This window comes from Streptomyces sp. NPDC045470 (assembly GCF_040646595.1).
Lineage (GTDB): Bacteria > Actinomycetota > Actinomycetes > Streptomycetales > Streptomycetaceae > Streptomyces.
The window spans coordinates 1-16,074 of sequence record NZ_JBEZAN010000007.1 but is presented as its reverse complement, the minus strand read 5'-3'; the positions used below and the strand labels follow the sequence as shown (position 1 = coordinate 16,074).

Here is a 16,074-nt window from a genome sequence, read left to right as displayed (position 1 = left end):
GCGGCCACGCCTCCCCGCACACCGCCGGGCACCCCACCCTCCCCAACCACTCCACTTCCCGGGAAGCACCATGCCCAGCACCCCCGCCCCAGGACGCCCCCTCGCCGTCCGCGACGGCCTGACCGTGCCCTACGTCACCCTCTGGTCGGGCGAACGTCACATCTCGCTGACGGACCTGTGGCTCCACAACGGGGGGCTGCGCTACGCCGACGAGGGCCCTTGGGACCGGGACGCGCGACGCGGACTGTGGGAGCGCTGGGAGGGCGGCTACGGAGATGGCGAGCCCCTGTGGCGCAGCGTCCACTCCGAACGGCAGCGCACCGCCATGGAGCACTTGCTGTGCCAGGTGTGCGCGCACCCCGCCGCCCGCACCAACAAGGGCACCCTGTTCCTGGTACCGGGGGGCAGTGCCACCGCCAGCCACCTGGAGGAGACCCGCACGAGCCAGCCACCTCTTTGCCTCCCCCACGCACTCATCGCCCGCACCCAGTGCCCCCGGCTGCGGCGGAGCCACACCGCGCTACGGGCCCGCAAAACATCCCTGTGGGGCCTGCACGGCATCGCGTACGTCGCACGCCCCCGCCCATCCCAACGCCCCACCAACTCACTCGTAGTAGACCAAGCCTGCTCCGTGGCGTACGGCACGCCGGAACTGACGTACGTCCTCGGAAGCCAGCTCATCCGGGAGCTGCGCCGCATCACCGTGGTCGACCTCGACGAAGAAGCGGCCCGGCTCGGGATCTGAGGAGCCCAACGCCGCCACCAGTGTTGGCGTGCCGATGTAACGGATCGCCTGCACCTGACGTTCCGCGCTATGTACCGGTTGGCCTTTGTGTCAACAGCAGCGACATGGCACGGAGGAATGGGTGACGACTGCTACCGCCCCCCTATCACCAGCGGCGGGCCGGGCCTTCTGGCAGGAGCCCCTGTTCCCTGCGCATGTACCGGTACCGCAGGGCGCAGGGAAGAAAACGGAAACGAAGGCAGCTCCCCCCGTTCCGCCAGCCCCGGCCATCGAACCGCCCAAGGACCTGTCGCACGTCTGGGTCGTCGCCGCTGAGATCGAGGTGGACTCGCGCATCGCGCGCATCGCCGACTTCCGCAGCAGCTTCAAGACGAGCGCTGACCAGCGCGTCGACGCCCTGGAGGTCTACTGCAAGGGCTGCCGCCGCCCGTACGACGAGGTGCAGGGGCGGGACTGCGCGGAAAAGATCGACAATCGGCACCTGATCGGGGGCGACCAGTCCACCCGGAAGAAGCGGAAGGCCCCGCCGCCACTCAAGGGTGACACCGTCATCCCGGGCAGCACGATCCAGCGGCGCGGCATCAACGCCTACATGACCGGGGTCAGCCGCCCGCCTCAGCGCCGCACGCCAGCGGCCCGGGGCGAGCCGCAACACTAACCGCGCCTGCGCCCATCGTGCGCGCTATGCTCGTGGGCCCTTCAGGTCAGGACACGCCGCCCTGTTTTCAGGCAGCCTGGCCGCAGCGCGCGGTGAAGCTCAGGCGCGTCTTGACGGCTGGGGCCGCGATCCCTGGCAGGAGGTAGCGCCACAGGGTGGTTACTCGATAGTGCAAGTCGGCTCGGCCAACGGATATGTCGGAGAGGAGCTGCGTGCCGGAGTAGGAGCTGACCAGCAGCCAGGCCAGTTCCTCCTCGTCCACCCCTGGCAGTAGTTGCCCACCTTTCCGGGCGGCCCGCAGTTGCTCGGCGAACGTGTCTACCCAGTAACGGTAAGCGGAGTCGTCTTGGACCCCCCAGGCTCCTTGTTCGATGGCGAGGCGGACCCCCGCCCGCAGTTTCGGGTTGCTTTGCAGCTCGCTCGCGAGGTACAGGGTGATGTCGATGAGGCGTTGCAGGCCGTCTTCACCCGGCGGCATTTCCAGTCCATCGCCCTGCTCAATCATCACGGCGTGAGCGAGGTCACTCTTAGACGCGAAGTGGAAGTACATTGCCCCCGCCGTGACCTCCGCACGCCTCATGATCTTGCTGATACTTGCCCCGGAGTAACCGTGCTCGTCGAATAGCTCGGATGCCGCCCGGAGGATAGCTTCCCGTGTCTTGACCGCCCGTTCCTGCACTGTGCCGCTCATTCCTTCGACGAATACGTGGTGGTACGAAAATGCCGGGCCTGCGCCACCTCGGGGTGGCAGGGAAAGTGTTGATCACCGCGAGGCCGCTTTCCCGCTGCCGTATAGATCTCGGTCGCGCTCCGAGCCCATCCGAGCTACGTCGAGGCAAGTCAGCAGTTCAAGAGGACGCATAGCGGAAGGCCGCGCTCTCGCGGACGTGTCGCGTCGGCGCGCCGGGCCGCCCTCCGGTTCGATGGGCCGCCAGTCGCCCTCCTCATCGAGCCGGAGGCCGCAGCCACTGGCTGGTCGTGTTCAGGCATACGGCAGCAAATTGTCCTGCTCGTACAGGTCCCGCCACACCTCACGCAGCAGCAGGATCCGGTGCTGCAGCTGTGGGAGCAGCTTTTGGATTTGGTCGACGGCTGCGTCCGGGGCGGCGGGCAGGGCACAACGCGTGAGCAGTTTCACTTCGTCACGCGCCTCGGGGATGAGGGCTGCCTGCGGCATGCGGGCGATCACCGCGTTCGCGTCGACCTCGGTGGCCGCCCATTCGCCCGGCGCCTCTTCGATCGCCCAGATGACCGAGTGGCTGCTCGGCGACAGCGTCAGGCGGCTGTCGGGCCCTATCAGGCGGCTGAGGACAGGCAGCGGAATGCCGTCCTCTCCCGCGAGGGCCGCTGCTTCCTCTGCCGTATCCAGGACGAGACGAGCAGTGAGCGAATGCGCGTGGCGCTGGCGTATCGCGTCCTCCCGCTCCTCGTTCTTCTGGGCCCGGGCCGGTGCAGCTTGCGCCTTTCCGGCAGCCGGTGTCTCGGCCCAGGCGTTGCGGGCACCCCCGAGGGCGTCGTGCTCGTCGTCAGCGCGGTCGTCCTCGACCCAGGTGATGACGACGAAGCGGCAGTTAGGCATGCTCGCCGGGTACACGACGTGGCTGACGACCTCAACGGTCTCCCAGCCCAGGGCCGGCACGTTCATGCGGAAGACGTGGCCGTCGCGGGTCTCGCCCAGCTCGTTCTCGGTCTCCCAGATGCGCCGTACGTCGGGGTCCTTCTTGACGTCGTCGATCAGCCGGCGGAGTTCGGCGTCGTGCTCGTTGGTGGCTTCCGCGAACTTGAGCATCTTCACGTAGGCCGCAGCATGCTGGTGCCAGTCGTGGTACTGGGCCCGCGCTTCGGAGCGGGTCAGCGCCCAGCGGATGAGGTTGGCGCCGGGCTCCATGACCCACGGCCACCACTCCGCCATGGCCGTGTTGAAGCTGATGATGTTCCAGTACCGGTCGCAGAGGTACGTCGGGCTGGGCATCTGCTGGTCGATCAGCAATCGCAGCGCACGCCGCAGCTCGGGGCGTCCTTCGGCGCTCGACGTGGGGAGGGATGTGCCGACGTTATACAGCAACAATGCGTGGCGTTCGTCACGGTCCAGTGCGAACAGAGCAGCCAGTGAATCGCACTGGGGCTGAGTGAATCGCGGCGGAGTCGCGCCACGTTCAATCTTCCGGTACGTGCGCACTCCCATTCCCAGGGACTTAGCGGCCAGTGCTTGCGTGACGCCGGCGGTCTTGCGCCACCTTCGCAGCAGCGCGCCAAACCCCATGAACTGTCCGGCAAGCTGCCCAGCGCCCTGCGCTGAAGAAGCCTTTTCCTGGGCGGCGCCGTCGGGGTCCGGTTCCTTCGCGTCCATGACCCTTCCTCATTCCTTCGTCCTGCCTTCGGAGACGTCCGCTTTCGGGCATGAAAAAAGAGGGTCAGCTCACAATGGCTGGCCCCCGCCCTGTCATCTCCGCCCTAGACCATACGCAATATTCAGGTGATCTTGGTCATCTGTGCGACGGGCCACAGGCGGACGAGAACAACCTGCATTACCGCGAACAATCCTTGGGGATCTGGTGCGTTCGCGAGCGAATCGGACACCTCCGACTGTATTCCAAGATCAAATCGAGGAAGCGGCAAATGTGTGCCGATTTTCGCTCCCGGTCGAGCTGGCCGGTCTAGACCATGCCTGCCGAGTTCACCGGACAGTCACCGGAATGCCCCATTTCCCTTACGCGGCAGGCGACTTGCACCCCGTCGGGTCGCCCGCAACCTCGCAGCGCACGGGCAACGTAACGGGCAAAAACGAGCAAACGATCTCCGTTGACGACTCCTCGCCGCTTGGCTTGAATCATTGCGATCGTTCGTTTTTCCCCGGAACGTTGCCGCATCGAACTTGAGAGGACGCGGTGAGGAGCATCTTCGACGGCTCGGCCCAGCCTTGCGGCTGCCCGCGCCCTACTGGTCACCCTCTGCAATCAGTACAGAGGTTAAGAACCAACTCTGGATCTTGACGCGGGCGCGTGCGTATGTTCGTTGTCGTCCGGGCCCCCCGCCCGGCAGGACGAACGTGAGGAGCGCGGCAGGCACCACCTAGACGTACAGGTCCGCATACAGCGGCGACGTCCGAGAGCGGGAACTCCCGGACGCCGAACGCCGAACGGCATTACCCGCCCCGGGAAGGGCGGAGATTGCCCACCTTCACCACGCTGATCCCTTACCACCGGGCGCTTCAGCGTGGGCATACTGCAGAGGAGATTGTTGCATGCCTCCTGCCCTGCGCGAAAGGCCCGACGGCCTGGCCTGCGCGGCAGCCACCTACGCCTCGGCGCCTTTGCGTACCGCGCCGGAGCACACCGTCCTGGCTTCGGCGAACCGCCGGTCCCGCCTGATGAGCGGGAGCGGCCGATGAGTAGCGATGCCCGCGAATGGGTGTGGGAGCACAGCTCCAGCCGGGGAACCGCGCGCTTGGTCCTGCTGTCGATCGCGGACCGAGTGGCCGACGAGCAGTGCATCGCCTGGGCCTCCTTGACCAGCCTGGCGGAGCGCACGAACGCCTCCCGGTCCACGGTGCGCGACGCGCTCGACCGGCTGCTCGACGGCGGCGAGCTCGAGCAACTCGACGACCTGACCGGTCCGCAGCGCAGCACGGTCTACCGCCTGCCTCTGGCCGCGCTGGCCGTGGCCCAGGCCGCGCGGGCGCAGGAGACGGACGACAACGTCTCGACGGACGAGGCCGAGCCCGGTCTGACACTGCGGCTCTCGGCCCTGCGGCGGTACGGCATCCGCCCGCGTGAGGTACCGGATCCCTCCAGCACGGTCCGGAATCCGGCCGGTGCGGAAACCGGTACCTCACGGCGGGAACCGGCACACCGGCGTACCGGGAACCGGCACAGCGGGGTAGCGGAATCCGGCCCCCAGAACCGTAGTGAACCGGAGGTGAACCGTAGGTACAGCAGTAGGGGTACCGGCCTCGTCCCGGCCGGCGAGTGGCAGGTCGACCCTGCCACCCACGCCTGGGCCCGCCAGCAAGGACACCTTGAGCGCCTCGGCGAGGAGGGCCTGGCCGCCGCCGATGCGAAGTGGCGGGTGCACCGCGCCGACTGGAAGCCCCGCTCGGCAGGGGCCTGGGCTGCCGACTGGCGCTCCTGGATCGCCCGCGAGCACGCCCCGGGCCGCCCGAACCTCTACACCGTGTCCGGCAACGGCCCCACCAAACCGGGCGGCATGACCCGCGCCGAAGCCCACACCGCAGCCCTGCTCGCCGCCCTCGACGAGCCGACCGGAACGGAGTAGCCACACCGTGGACCGCCGCGAAACCGCCGCCCTGCTGGCCTACATCGGCCGGCTCGACCCCCGCACCATCCGCGTCGAGGGCGAGGCCCGCGACCAGCTAGCCCAGTGGCACGACCTGCTCGGCGACGTACCTATGGTCACGCCGCACGGCTGGGACGCCCGCGTCGCCGCCCGGCAGCACATCCGGGTCTCGCCGTACCCGATCCTGCCCGCGGACATCGCCCGCCCGTGGGAGAGCTACCGGCGCGACCGCCTGGTCCGGCACACCGATCCGCCCCCGTCCGCAGACCCGGACGACCAGGCAGCCTGGACCGCCGAGCTGGCCGGTGCCCGGCGTGCCGTGGCCGCCGGCAGCGCTCAGCCCGCGCAGTACCGGGCCATCACCAGCGGCCGGAACGACCCGGAACTGCAGGTGAGACTGCGGCAGATCGGCTCCTGCATCCCGCCGGAGGCGCGGGCCGCCCTCGCGCCCTACCGGCCCGCCCGCGCAGCTCGCGAGGCAGCCGTCGCCCAGGGCCAGCCCGACGCGCTCACCGTGCGCTGCGAGTGGTGCCTGGCGCAGGCCGGCGAGCCGTGCCGCCGTCGGCGGATCGGCCCCGACGGCGCAGCACGCGGAACCGCCCCGCGTGCCAAGCCGCACCCTGGCCGCTTCGACCTTGCCGCCGCCCGGCAGGCCCAGGAGAGCGAGCAGGCCCAACAGCCCGCGCTGGCCTGAGCGGCCCGCACGCCGGTGCACCCGTCCGGTGCACCGGCGCCCCCCCCCCCCCCCCCCCGGGGGGGGGGCCCCCCCGCGCCCCCCCCCCGGCCCCCCGACGCCGCGTCCGTCCGCCGCCGGCCCGCAACCGGCCGACGCGGCAGCACATCGGAGACCACCTTGCGCCACATCACCACCCACACCGCGCCAGCCACCGGCCTGCGCAGCATCGGCGACACCAGCTGGCACACCCGCGGGGTCTGCCACGGCATGGACTCCGAGGACGCCGACGCCACCTTCTTCCCGCTCCCCCGCGACCACGAGGCCATCGCCGAGGCGAAGGAAATGTGCGGCCAGTGCCCGGTGCGCCGCGACTGCCTCAACTACGCCCTGGAGAACGTCCTCAAAGAGGGCGTCTGGGGCGGGCTGACCGAGGCCGAGCGGCGTCCCTGGCACGACGGACTGTCCCAGCGCCTCGACTACAGCCGCGTGAGCGCCTTCTTCAACGGACGCGACGTGCACCTGACCGAGCCCGAGCGCCAGGTCGTCATCGACCACGCCTACGTCCGGGGCTGGCGCCCCGACCGGCTTGCCGGCGCCCTGCAGATCAGCCACAAGCACGCCCGGGACCTGCTGCGGCAGGCCGCCAACAAGGTCTTCGACCGGGACCGGACCCTCGGCGTGCCCAGGCGCAAGAAGAAGAGGAACCAGACCGCCCCGGCGACCAGCCAGCCGACGCCCCCCAAGCCCGACGCGGGGCAACCGGTGCGCCGTCCGGTGGCGGCGGCCTCGGCGCACGCCCCCTTCGGAAAGGCAGCATGACCTTCCTGTCCCTCGGTGCCGCACCGGACACCTACCTCCTCCTCGCCCTCGGCGTTCCCGTCACCGCCCTCGCCCTGCTGCTGACCGGCTGGGCGGTCCGGCGCCGGGAGGCACGCCCGCAGAAACGTGTAGGCAGCCCGGCAGTGAAGGTCGCCGCACTCGCCGCGCTCGGCTGCACCGCCTACAGCGCCGACACCAGCTGGGCCTTCGCCGCCGACTACCTCGGCATGGCCGGTACCGCCGGGCGTACAGCACTGTTCGGCGTCGCTGAACTCGCACTGTTCGCCAATGCCCTGATGGCCCGCCAGAACCTCGCCACCCAGGGGGCACCGGGGCTGCCAGGCACTCTGGTCTGGGTCATCACCGGGGTGCAGGTGATCCCTGCGTACGCCGAGAGCGGCCCTGTCGGCGGCACGGTCCGCGCCGTCGTCGGTCCGATCATGGCCGCTGTCCTGTGGCATCAGGCCATGGGAATCGAACTACGCCTGCGTACTCCGGGTGCAGCCTCCCACGGCTTGATCGCCAGCCTGGGACGGGAAGCACGCGAGCGGCTGCTGTCCCGCCTGGGCATCGCCGCCCGGGACCGCGACGCCGCGCAGATCACCCGCGACCGGGCCACCGCCCGCGCCGTCGCCCTCGCTGCCCGCCTCGCCGAACACACCCCCGAGCAGCAGCAAAGCTGGCGCAGCAGGCGGCTCGCACGGCGGCTGTCGAAGGCGATCGGACGGGCCGCGGTCGGCACCGACCCCCTCCAGCGCGACAAGCTGCTCAACCAGCTTGCCGCCCGCCGGCACGCCCTCGCGCTCGCCACAGTCCCCCTGCCCTCCCCCTGGCCGTCACACCACGACAGCAGAAGGGCCGCCGCGGTCCCCTCGCCGAAGGCTCAGAGCACCGCGGTCCCCACCGGGAACCCGCCCACTGACACCGGACTGACCGAGGACCGGGGACCGCGCGAGGAGAGGGGACCGGTCCCCACCACCGGGGACCGTGACGCGGGGACCGAGACGGTCAAGCCGGGGCCCAACGACGGCATGGGAACCGACCGCCCTGTGACTGAATTGTCGGCTCAGTCCCCTGATACGCACCCGGGACCGAACGGCACCGAGTCGAGGACCGGACCCACCGGGGACCGGGAACCGACCGACACCGACACGGGGACCGGACCCACCGGGGACCGGGAACACAAGGTTCCTCTCCGGCGAAAGCCGACCACGAAGGCTAAGGGCAAGCGTGGTGACCGGTCCCGTAGCCCGCAGACGCAGCGTCCGCCACGCGGGCCGGAGCAGTCCGTGGAGCAGCTCGTCCAGCAGGTCCGCCCCCATGTCCCGGCCCTGCTCGAACGAGACGGCAACGAAGCCGTCACCCGGGTCCAGCTGCGGGAGATCCTCCGGCGCGAGGGACTCAAGGGCGGCCGAAACGACCGGCTGAGCCTCGTCCTGCAGCAGCTGCGGAGCGAAGCGAGCACGACAAAGGCAAGGAGCACCACCCGATGAAGACCTGCCCGCGATTCGCGACCCTCCGTGAGGAGTACGAGCGCGAGATCAGCTTCCTGGCCGCTCACTCCGCACGCCATGCCGGAAGGCCGGCGGCGAAGACCAGCGCGAAACACGCCGCATCGACGAAGACACGGATGGCACGGGCGCTCAGCAGCCACGTAGGGCGCTGCCCTGAGTGCGGCTGATCTCCGCAAAGCCGCAGCTCAACGCCCTAATCCGCTCAAGGTGGCCCGGCTCCGTGCCGGGCCACCGTCTCTGACGACGAAGGACCGCCGTGACGCAGGCCACCGCATCCGACCAGGCCGAGAACTTCCCGGCCTGGGCATTCCTGCACACCTTCCTCCGCAATGGACTGCTCCGTTCCTTGATCGATAGCCCCGGGGGGCAGCGGTTCGTCCAGATCACTGCCGGCAACCAGATACACCACCTGACCGATGCCGAGGACGCGTTCGACTTCGTCCATAACACCCTGGAGACCGTCCACGGTGCGCAGGACGGTGGACGGTGACGGACCCGAACGACACCCCCTCCGCCCCCCGACCGAGCGCCGACCTCAACTCGGTCTCAGGGCGAGCAAGTTATCGGCCAAGACACTCTTCCCCGTCGGGGAAGGCGTCCTGGCCAGAACCCGCCCCGGGGGTGGCGGGTGCGGACCAGCACCGGGGGGTGCTGGTCCGCGGGGCAGCGACCGAGGGCGGATCGCAGCCGGAGGAGATGCCGTCGCCACGCAAGCGCCGCGACGCGAAGAAGACCGCGCGCAAGCGCCCACCGAAGCCGCCTGAACGCAAACGTAGTTACGTGTGCAGCGTCCGCCTGAACCACGATGAAAAGGCCCTGCTCGATGCCGCGGCAAGCGCGACTCGTACGAGCCTGCCCGCCTTCCTTGCCCGCAGCGGCCTCGCTGCCGCGCAGGACCTCGACAACACCGCCGCCGCCGTCGCCGGCCACCGCGAGCTCGTCACCGAACTGTTCGCCGCCCGCCGGCACCTCGGGCAGGTCGGCAACAACCTCAACCAGGTAGCCCGTGCCATCAACTCCGGAGGCCAGCCGACGGAGATCGACGCGGTCGTCACCGCGGTCCAACGCGCTGTGACCCGGGTACAGGCGGCCACCGACCACCTGTTGGAGCAGCAGTGACCGCTCCGCTCCCGCCCCATGGCTATGGCGTGCAGGTCATGGACGCCCCGTTGCTCCGTCGTGAGCAGGCAGTCGCCCGAGCATCCGAGGCCGCGAATGACCGTCGAAGCCAGGCCGTGGAAGCGCTGCGAAGGCACGCGCAGGCCGGCAACCGCCACGGCGGTGAACCCGTCACGCTCCATGGCTGCGCCGGTTCTCGTCGCATGTAAGAGGCAGGCGTCGCCACCAGTTGATTGATCGGTTGAGGACAGCAGCATGATCCCCCGGATCCAGAAGCGCGGACAGCGCACCATCGGCCTCCTCTATTACCTCTACGGGCCGGGCAAGGTCGAGGAGCACACCGACCCGCACCTGGTCGCCTCCTGGGACCACAACGCTCCCGACCCCGGCCGCGACGCCCCCGCCACCCCCAAGCAGCTCCAACGACTCCTGGACCAGCCCGTCGAGAACATCGACCAGGCAAAGCGGCCGAACAAGCACGTGTGGCACCTCTCCGTCCGCAACGGCGCCGAGGACCGGGTCCTGACGGACGAGGAGTGGGGCGACGTCGCCCGCCGCATGGTCGCCGCCGCCGGCATCGACGACCCCGAGCAGGGTGCGGGGTGCCGGTGGGCGGCCGTCCGGCATGCGGACGACCACATCCACATCGTCGCCACCCTCGTCCGCGAGGACGGCTACAAGCCCGACCTCGACCATGACGCCGCCCGCGTGCAGGCCCAGGCCCGCGCCCTCGAAGCCGAACTGGGCCTGCGCCGTCTGAACAAGGGCGACGGCACCGCCGCGAAACGCCCGACCAGCGCCGAACGGCACAAGGCCGAGCGACAGGGCCGTGAGCGCACCGCGCGGGAAGAACTGCGCGAGACCGTACGCCAGGCAGTGGCCGGCGCACAGAGCGAAGGCGAATTCTTCGACCGGCTGGCCGCCGCCGGCCTCCTGATCCGCAAGCGCGCGGCCCCCTCGGGTGACCTGCTCGGCTACAAGGTAGCCCTGCCCGACGACCGCAACAAGGACAACGAGCCCGTGTTCTACCCCGGCGCACGTCTCGCCCCGGACCTGTCGCTGCCCCGGATTCGGGATCGCTGGACCGCCGGTGCCCACCACCAGGACGTTGCGCCAGATGCTCCCCGCCACACTGCTCCGAAAAGTCCCTCCAGCGCACGCCGGCGGGCCGCATCGGCCGCCTGGACCGCGGTCATGTTCATTGAGCACGGTGACGACGCCGTCGTCTCCGCTCACGTCGCGGCGGCCGGCGAGGTCCTGGACGTACTCGCGAAGACCTCCCCCGCCAGCACCCGCCGCGACCTGCGCGATGCCGCCTTCGCCTTTGAACGCGCCTCCCGCTCCCACATCCGGGCGGAGCGCGGGCGCGACCAGGGCCTGCGGCAGGCCGCCCGGGACCTCGTCCACAGCGGCCCGGCTCTGGGACGCGGTGAAGACGGTGCGACGACCGCGATGGCGATCGACATGCTGTTCTTCGTCATCACCGCCGCCGTGCACTGGCATGCGAAGAAGGGGCACGCCCAGCAGGCAGCCGCGGCCCGCCAGGCCGCCGAACACCTGCGCTTGGCCTACCAGGCAGCCGCGGCCCAACCCCTTGGCGTGCTCTATCAGCGTGGCCGGCGCCTGGGCCGCCCCGTGGTCCAGCGGCAGACGGCGGTGCTGCGTGAAGCCGTTCCGGCGCTGGCCGAACGGGTCCTCACCGAGCCTGGGTGGTACGCGCTCGCAGCGACCCTCGCCGATGCCGAGGCCGCCGGCCACGACCCGGCAGCCCTCCTCGCGCACGCCGCCGGGCGACGGGAACTGGACACGGCGGACTCCGTCAGCGACGTCCTCGTGTGGCGGCTGCGGCGCACCGCGGGCCTGCCCGCCGACACCAGCGACGAGGTGACCGACGCCCACGCGCCGCAGTCCTCGGCTTACCGGGCCGGACAGCGGGCACCGGGGCGGACGGGGCCCCGGCGCGGACGGCCGTGACTGTGGGCCTTGTGAATTGAAGCAGGCCGGGGAAGTAAGGCACGATCATGATGCGTGCAGGACGAGGTGAGGAAGGGTGCGAGGTGTTCGGACGAATGCGCCGCCGCCGGGAAGCGGAGTCCAGTGAGATGCAGCGTCGGTCCTTCGAGATGTGGGCGCGGCTGGAGGGCCAGGTGCCGCCGGAGGTCGAGCGGGTGCGGGCCGAGCTGCAGCCCGCTGAGCCGGCCGCGCTGGTGGACGACTTCCTCCCGCCGGAGCTGCGCGTCCCCAGCCACGACCAGCTCGACGGCCGGATGATGCCCTGGGCGCAGCCGATCGTCCTGGACGGCGAGATGGTCGCCTGCACCGGGTGCGGTGCGTACCGGGACTGGCTCGTCCTGTCCACCCGCGATCAGATCTGGCTGCGCTGCCGGGCGGGCCACCAGCAGCCTGAGCCGCGTCTCGACACCGCCTGGTACAACCGGCACGCCGGCCCCGCGGACGCGACGCACGCCACGTTCGAGGACTGCCTGCGCCACCTCGGCCACTGACCCCCCAACCCCTACGACCCTCCGGGCCCGCGAGCCCGTACTGACCGCCCGTCGTCAAGCACCAAGGGGTCAGTTCCACCATGCGCGTTCGCGTCGCCGCCGCCGGCGGCCTCACCGCCGTCACCGTCCTCGCTCTGCTCGCCTGATTCACCAACACCACGGAGGCCAAAGCCGTCTCCACGCCCTCCGCGCAGGGCAAGAAGTCGGCTGGTCCTGGCCGGAATGCTGCTCCGCTGTCTTCGGCCGCGCTGGAGGAGCGCCTGCTCGACGTGAGCGACCTCGGCACCGGGTATGCCCGTAAGCCCCAGCGGCCCGACCAGCACGATGACGTCACCGTCATCGGATGTCCCGCCCTCAACGATCTCGGCGGTGACGCGGCCGTGGGAGGCTCGCTCAACTTCTCCCTTCACGCGAAAGTCACCTTCACCTACGGCAGCGGCTCGGAGGTCTCCGAGGAGCTGTACAGCGACTCCGCCGGCAAGCTCTCCAACGGCACCTATTGGTAAGTCCGGCTGTTGGAACTTGCGGAATGCCAGTGGCTGGGATCTAGGGGGTGGGCAGCGCACGAGAGGGCCGCGAGGACGTTCAGGGTCCTCGGGGCCCTCTCGTGTGGGTGAGAGTGGGGCAGTGACTGCCGGTGAGTTCGCCGCCGAGGGTCTCGTGAATGACCCTCGATCTGCGCGAACACCTCCAGCAGGTCACTGCAGCACGTCGACCGCAGCCGGTCCGCGCACACCCCCAACACCGCGAGCGCCTCCTCGGCATGATCGAGGTCAAGGGCAGCCGAATGGACAACGACGGAACAGCACAGACGCGTTGGGGACGGCGACGAGGCTCCTTGGCAAGGGGGTGATTTCGCTGATCTGCATCCTGGCCGGGACTTCGATGTCGTCTTAAATTGGCCCGTTGACACATGGGATACCAGCGAAATGCATTGCCGCAAAACCATATTGAATCGCGCTACCACCGTCGAGGTACTGGCGGGTGTGGTGACCGGGACGAGTCCGGGTCACCACACCCGTGGCGGAACTGCTTGCCCCAGACCGGGTCTTGCGCCGGCTCCCCGGTCCACTAGTTTCAATGAGTTGGCCAGTCAATGGGAGGATTTTCCTCATGGGCTCATCTAGTCAGCAGAGTTCCGGCACTCGTGTTGAGGACGCGCGGTCCGAGGAGCAGTGGGCCTATTCGGTGGGAATCCAGAATTACGTGTTCGGACTCCCGCTGACGATCTTCGAGCGGGAGCGCGCTCTGCGGCTGAATCCGATTGCGTTGAAGCGGGCCCAGGCGTACGCGCCGGCCGCTCCGATCAACCAGATCGGCCACATGAAAACCCTTGCCACGGCAGACGATGACATGCCGTACACGCCGAACAATGACACCGTCTACAGCGGTGCGCTGCTGGAACTTCGCGAAGAGCCGATCATCCTGACCGCCCCGGACATCATGGACCGATACTGGTCAGTCGAGGTCGCCGACACCTACACCAACAATGTGCTCTACATCGGTACCCGTGCGACCGGCGGCCACGGCGGCCATCACGCATTCGTGGGACCGAACTGGAAAGGCAAATTGCCGACCGGGGTGATAGAGCATCGGATGCCGAACGACAGCGTGATGTTCGCGATCCGTATCGGTGTGAAGCCCGATGATGCCGATGATCTCGCCAAGGTCAATGCGCAGCAAGAGCAGTTCACGACCACCGCGCTGTCCTACTGGAGTGATCCGGCCACACACGGCCAGGTGACGGTGCCTGACCTGGGCACGCGCCCACACTACGACGGCGACCTGGCGTTCTTCCAGACGGTTGCCGACCTGGCGAGCGAGAACCCACCGGCACCGGGCAACGAGGGGGCCATCGAAGTGCTCCGCCGGGGTGGCATCACCCTCGGCGAGCCGATGGACGCCGATGCCCTCAGCGAACCGACGCGCAAGGGCCTGGCACAGGCGGCGATCGACGGTCCGAATGTCATGAACTGGAAGGTGAAGTACCGCGGCACCCCGTACCCCACGCGCTGGAACAACCTCCAGCCGGGAACCTATGGGGTCAACTATCTGGACCGTGCCGCCGGGTCGTTGGAGGGCTTGTTCGTGCACGACCGCGAGGAGGCCGAGTACTTCAGCACCTACGAAGACGGCGACGCGAAGCTGCTCGACGGGTCACAGAAGTATGTGCTCCACTTCGACGCCGACCAGATCCCGCCCACACTGCACAATGGATTCTGGTCGATCACCATGTACGGCGCCGATTTCCAGCTGGTGGACAATCCGATCAACCGGTACTCCATCGGCGACCGAACCAAGGACCTTGCCTGGAACCCCGACGGATCGCTTGATATCTATATCCAGAACGAGCGACCGGCAGCCCCCGGCCATGCGAGCAACTGGCTGCCCTCGACACAGAGCGGACAGTTCCGGTTGAACTACCGGGTCTACCTCCCCACCGACGACGCTAAAGTCCCTGCGCTCCTTGGCAAGTACCTACCTCCGATCGAGAAGACCAGCTGAGGAGAGCTGCTCCGTCCAGCCACACGGGACGGGATTTCCCTCGTCGATACGCAGGGCCTCGTATGTGTCGCATACCAGCCGGAAGGCGGCGTCCTCGGCTGCCAGGAGATCAACGGTGTACAGCCCGGCTATGTACACCGGACGGCGCTCATCGCCGTTCCGGTCCCACTCCAGCCGATGGTTGTATTGCTCGGACAGAATGTCGTTCGGCTTTCGGTCCCTGGCGGGATCGGGCCCGAGGCTGCTGCAGGTTGCCGACCCCCATTGTCCGGTCTCTGTGAAGGTGGCGAGACTCGCGTCGATCACGGCGAATCGGCTGAGTCGCGGGTGGGCGTTACGGCTAGGCGTGCCGGTCGTTGAGATCGTTATGGGTACGCGTGAAGGTTCCTCTCAGCTCTGCGTGATGTGCGGCGCTGACCTCCTGCGCGGTACGGCCTATCTGGTCGACGGCGTCTGGCGGCGGGGCCGCAGCCAGAGATTCGACCGCTTCCTGATCTGCCAGACGTGCTACGAGCTGGGGCGCCCGGACCCGGCGACGGGCCGGACCCGGGCAGCCTCTGCACGGCGGACCGAGTCCGTTGAGTGGTGGGGTTTGGCCGGGAGGGGCGCGGCTCTCCCACCCCAAGCGTGCGCCGCTGGATGCGGCCTGGTCGTGGTGCGTGGGGCGGAGGCGCTGATACGGGGGGTGACGTGCTCTCGGGCCTGCCGCACGTCCCTCACGCGGAAGCGTAACGGCGGTCGCGGTTCAGGCCGCCCCTGTGGCGCCTGCGGCGAGACCGTTACGGCTGGGCGTGCGGATTCTGCGTACTGCGATGCGAAATGCCGTCAGAAGGCGTACCGCCGACGGCGGGCCAGCGGAGCGGCAGATCCGATCCCGGAGCTGCTGGCTGCACTGGCCCCTTTCATCGCGTCCTTCACCCGCGGTATCTCGCAGGCGCTGTACAAGGCTTTGTACAGTGTGCATATCGCGCACCTACGTGGCGACGATCCAGGCGAATCCCTCGCCAGGCTCACCGCCATGGACCCCGAGCGGATCAAGATCCCCGACACCGACGACGGTCGTCGACTGCGTGCCTCCCTCCGCAGCATCAGGGCGGCTCAAACCCTCACGCTCAGCCATAACGATCTCAACGACCGGCACGCCTAGGCCGTTTCCTTCAGATCATCGGATCGTTGGTTGATGTGTGTCGTTGACTGACGCCCAATGGGCACGCATCGAGCCGTTGCTGCCGGATCGG

Annotated in this window: 17 protein-coding genes; 15 read left to right on the top strand and 2 right to left on the bottom strand. The window is 69.0% G+C overall.

The window, feature by feature from the left end:
- Positions 1 to 70 precede the first annotated feature (70 nt).
- Both AB0A97_RS21095 and AB0A97_RS21090 read left to right on the top strand, forming a co-directional pair.
- Entirely contained in the window at positions 71 to 745 is a 675-nt protein-coding gene (locus AB0A97_RS21095; RefSeq protein WP_361152027.1) for a hypothetical protein, read from the top strand.
- A 322-nt stretch (positions 746 to 1,067) separates the two neighbouring features.
- Positions 1,068 to 1,403, top strand: a complete 336-nt coding sequence (locus AB0A97_RS21090; RefSeq protein ID WP_361152024.1) for a hypothetical protein — start codon at positions 1,068 to 1,070, stop codon at positions 1,401 to 1,403.
- A gap of 67 nt (positions 1,404 to 1,470) precedes the next feature.
- Here AB0A97_RS21090 and AB0A97_RS21085 read toward each other — a convergent pair whose 3' ends face one another.
- Both AB0A97_RS21085 and AB0A97_RS21080 read right to left on the bottom strand, forming a co-directional pair.
- On the bottom strand, positions 1,471 to 2,094 hold the full coding sequence (locus AB0A97_RS21085; protein ID WP_361152021.1) for a ScbR family autoregulator-binding transcription factor: 624 nt from the start codon (positions 2,092 to 2,094) through the stop codon (positions 1,471 to 1,473).
- 291 nt (positions 2,095 to 2,385) lie between these two features.
- Positions 2,386 to 3,753, bottom strand: coding sequence for a helix-turn-helix transcriptional regulator (locus tag AB0A97_RS21080; RefSeq protein WP_361152018.1), 1,368 nt, complete (start codon positions 3,751 to 3,753; stop codon positions 2,386 to 2,388).
- A gap of 894 nt (positions 3,754 to 4,647) precedes the next feature.
- Here AB0A97_RS21080 and AB0A97_RS21075 point away from each other — a divergent pair.
- The 13 genes from AB0A97_RS21075 to AB0A97_RS21015 all read left to right on the top strand — a co-directional run bounded on the left by AB0A97_RS21075 (position 4,648) and on the right by AB0A97_RS21015 (position 15,983).
- Positions 4,648 to 4,794, top strand: a complete 147-nt coding sequence (locus tag AB0A97_RS21075; RefSeq protein WP_361152016.1) for a hypothetical protein — start codon at positions 4,648 to 4,650, stop codon at positions 4,792 to 4,794.
- The gene (locus AB0A97_RS21070) at positions 4,791 to 5,678 is read left to right on the top strand and encodes a helix-turn-helix domain-containing protein (RefSeq protein ID WP_361152014.1); all 888 of its coding nucleotides are present in this window, start codon (positions 4,791 to 4,793) and stop codon (positions 5,676 to 5,678) included. The genes AB0A97_RS21075 and AB0A97_RS21070 overlap by 4 nt, the downstream gene beginning before the upstream one ends.
- Before the next feature lie 7 nt (positions 5,679 to 5,685).
- Positions 5,686 to 6,393 (top strand): hypothetical protein, encoded by a 708-nt coding sequence (locus AB0A97_RS21065; protein WP_361152012.1) that lies wholly within the window; start codon positions 5,686 to 5,688, stop codon positions 6,391 to 6,393.
- Between the two features lie 159 nt (positions 6,394 to 6,552).
- Positions 6,553 to 7,194 (top strand): WhiB family transcriptional regulator, encoded by a 642-nt coding sequence (locus tag AB0A97_RS21060; RefSeq protein ID WP_361152010.1) that lies wholly within the window; start codon positions 6,553 to 6,555, stop codon positions 7,192 to 7,194.
- Entirely contained in the window at positions 7,191 to 8,687 is a 1,497-nt protein-coding gene (locus AB0A97_RS21055) for a hypothetical protein (RefSeq protein ID WP_361152007.1), read from the top strand. Before AB0A97_RS21060 ends, AB0A97_RS21055 begins: the two co-directional genes overlap by 4 nt.
- Positions 8,684 to 8,875, top strand: a complete 192-nt coding sequence (locus tag AB0A97_RS21050) for a hypothetical protein (RefSeq protein ID WP_361152004.1) — start codon at positions 8,684 to 8,686, stop codon at positions 8,873 to 8,875. Before AB0A97_RS21055 ends, AB0A97_RS21050 begins: the two co-directional genes overlap by 4 nt.
- 89 nt (positions 8,876 to 8,964) lie before the next feature.
- Positions 8,965 to 9,198: a hypothetical protein gene (locus tag AB0A97_RS21045; protein WP_361152002.1), complete on the top strand. Its 234-nt coding sequence runs from the start codon at positions 8,965 to 8,967 to the stop codon at positions 9,196 to 9,198.
- Between the two features lie 206 nt (positions 9,199 to 9,404).
- Positions 9,405 to 9,827 (top strand): plasmid mobilization relaxosome protein MobC, encoded by a 423-nt coding sequence (gene mobC / locus AB0A97_RS21040; protein WP_361152000.1) that lies wholly within the window; start codon positions 9,405 to 9,407, stop codon positions 9,825 to 9,827.
- 255 nt (positions 9,828 to 10,082) lie between these two features.
- Entirely contained in the window at positions 10,083 to 11,801 is a 1,719-nt protein-coding gene (locus tag AB0A97_RS21035) for a relaxase/mobilization nuclease domain-containing protein (protein WP_361151997.1), read from the top strand.
- 128 nt (positions 11,802 to 11,929) lie between these two features.
- A complete protein-coding gene (locus tag AB0A97_RS21030; RefSeq protein WP_361151994.1) occupies positions 11,930 to 12,331 on the top strand; it encodes a hypothetical protein in 402 nt (133 codons plus the stop codon).
- Positions 12,332 to 12,600: 269 nt separating this feature from the next.
- Positions 12,601 to 12,837: a hypothetical protein gene (locus tag AB0A97_RS21025; RefSeq protein WP_361151992.1), complete on the top strand. Its 237-nt coding sequence runs from the start codon at positions 12,601 to 12,603 to the stop codon at positions 12,835 to 12,837.
- A gap of 607 nt (positions 12,838 to 13,444) precedes the next feature.
- Positions 13,445 to 14,836, top strand: a complete 1,392-nt coding sequence (locus AB0A97_RS21020; protein ID WP_361151990.1) for a DUF1254 domain-containing protein — start codon at positions 13,445 to 13,447, stop codon at positions 14,834 to 14,836.
- 1,018 nt (positions 14,837 to 15,854) lie between these two features.
- The gene (locus AB0A97_RS21015; RefSeq protein WP_361151987.1) at positions 15,855 to 15,983 is read left to right on the top strand and encodes a hypothetical protein; all 129 of its coding nucleotides are present in this window, start codon (positions 15,855 to 15,857) and stop codon (positions 15,981 to 15,983) included.
- Positions 15,984 to 16,074 lie beyond the last annotated feature (91 nt).

Excerpts from the sequence above, each read along its gene's own strand:
- AB0A97_RS21095 (WP_361152027.1), top strand. The coding sequence starts at position 71 with ATGCCCAGCACCCCCGCCCCAGGACGCCCCCTCGCCGTCCGCGACGGC.
- AB0A97_RS21085 (WP_361152021.1), bottom strand. The coding sequence starts at position 2,094 with ATGAGCGGCACAGTGCAGGAACGGGCGGTCAAGACACGGGAAGCTATC.
- AB0A97_RS21080 (WP_361152018.1), bottom strand. The coding sequence starts at position 3,753 with ATGGACGCGAAGGAACCGGACCCCGACGGCGCCGCCCAGGAAAAGGCT.
- AB0A97_RS21075 (WP_361152016.1), top strand. The coding sequence starts at position 4,648 with ATGCCTCCTGCCCTGCGCGAAAGGCCCGACGGCCTGGCCTGCGCGGCA.
- AB0A97_RS21070 (WP_361152014.1), top strand. The coding sequence starts at position 4,791 with ATGAGTAGCGATGCCCGCGAATGGGTGTGGGAGCACAGCTCCAGCCGG.
- AB0A97_RS21055 (WP_361152007.1), top strand. The coding sequence starts at position 7,191 with ATGACCTTCCTGTCCCTCGGTGCCGCACCGGACACCTACCTCCTCCTC.
- AB0A97_RS21050 (WP_361152004.1), top strand. The coding sequence starts at position 8,684 with ATGAAGACCTGCCCGCGATTCGCGACCCTCCGTGAGGAGTACGAGCGC.
- mobC (WP_361152000.1), top strand. The coding sequence starts at position 9,405 with ATGCCGTCGCCACGCAAGCGCCGCGACGCGAAGAAGACCGCGCGCAAG.
- AB0A97_RS21035 (WP_361151997.1), top strand. The coding sequence starts at position 10,083 with ATGATCCCCCGGATCCAGAAGCGCGGACAGCGCACCATCGGCCTCCTC.
- AB0A97_RS21030 (WP_361151994.1), top strand. The coding sequence starts at position 11,930 with ATGCAGCGTCGGTCCTTCGAGATGTGGGCGCGGCTGGAGGGCCAGGTG.
- AB0A97_RS21020 (WP_361151990.1), top strand. The coding sequence starts at position 13,445 with ATGGGCTCATCTAGTCAGCAGAGTTCCGGCACTCGTGTTGAGGACGCG.
- AB0A97_RS21015 (WP_361151987.1), top strand. The coding sequence starts at position 15,855 with ATGGACCCCGAGCGGATCAAGATCCCCGACACCGACGACGGTCGTCGA.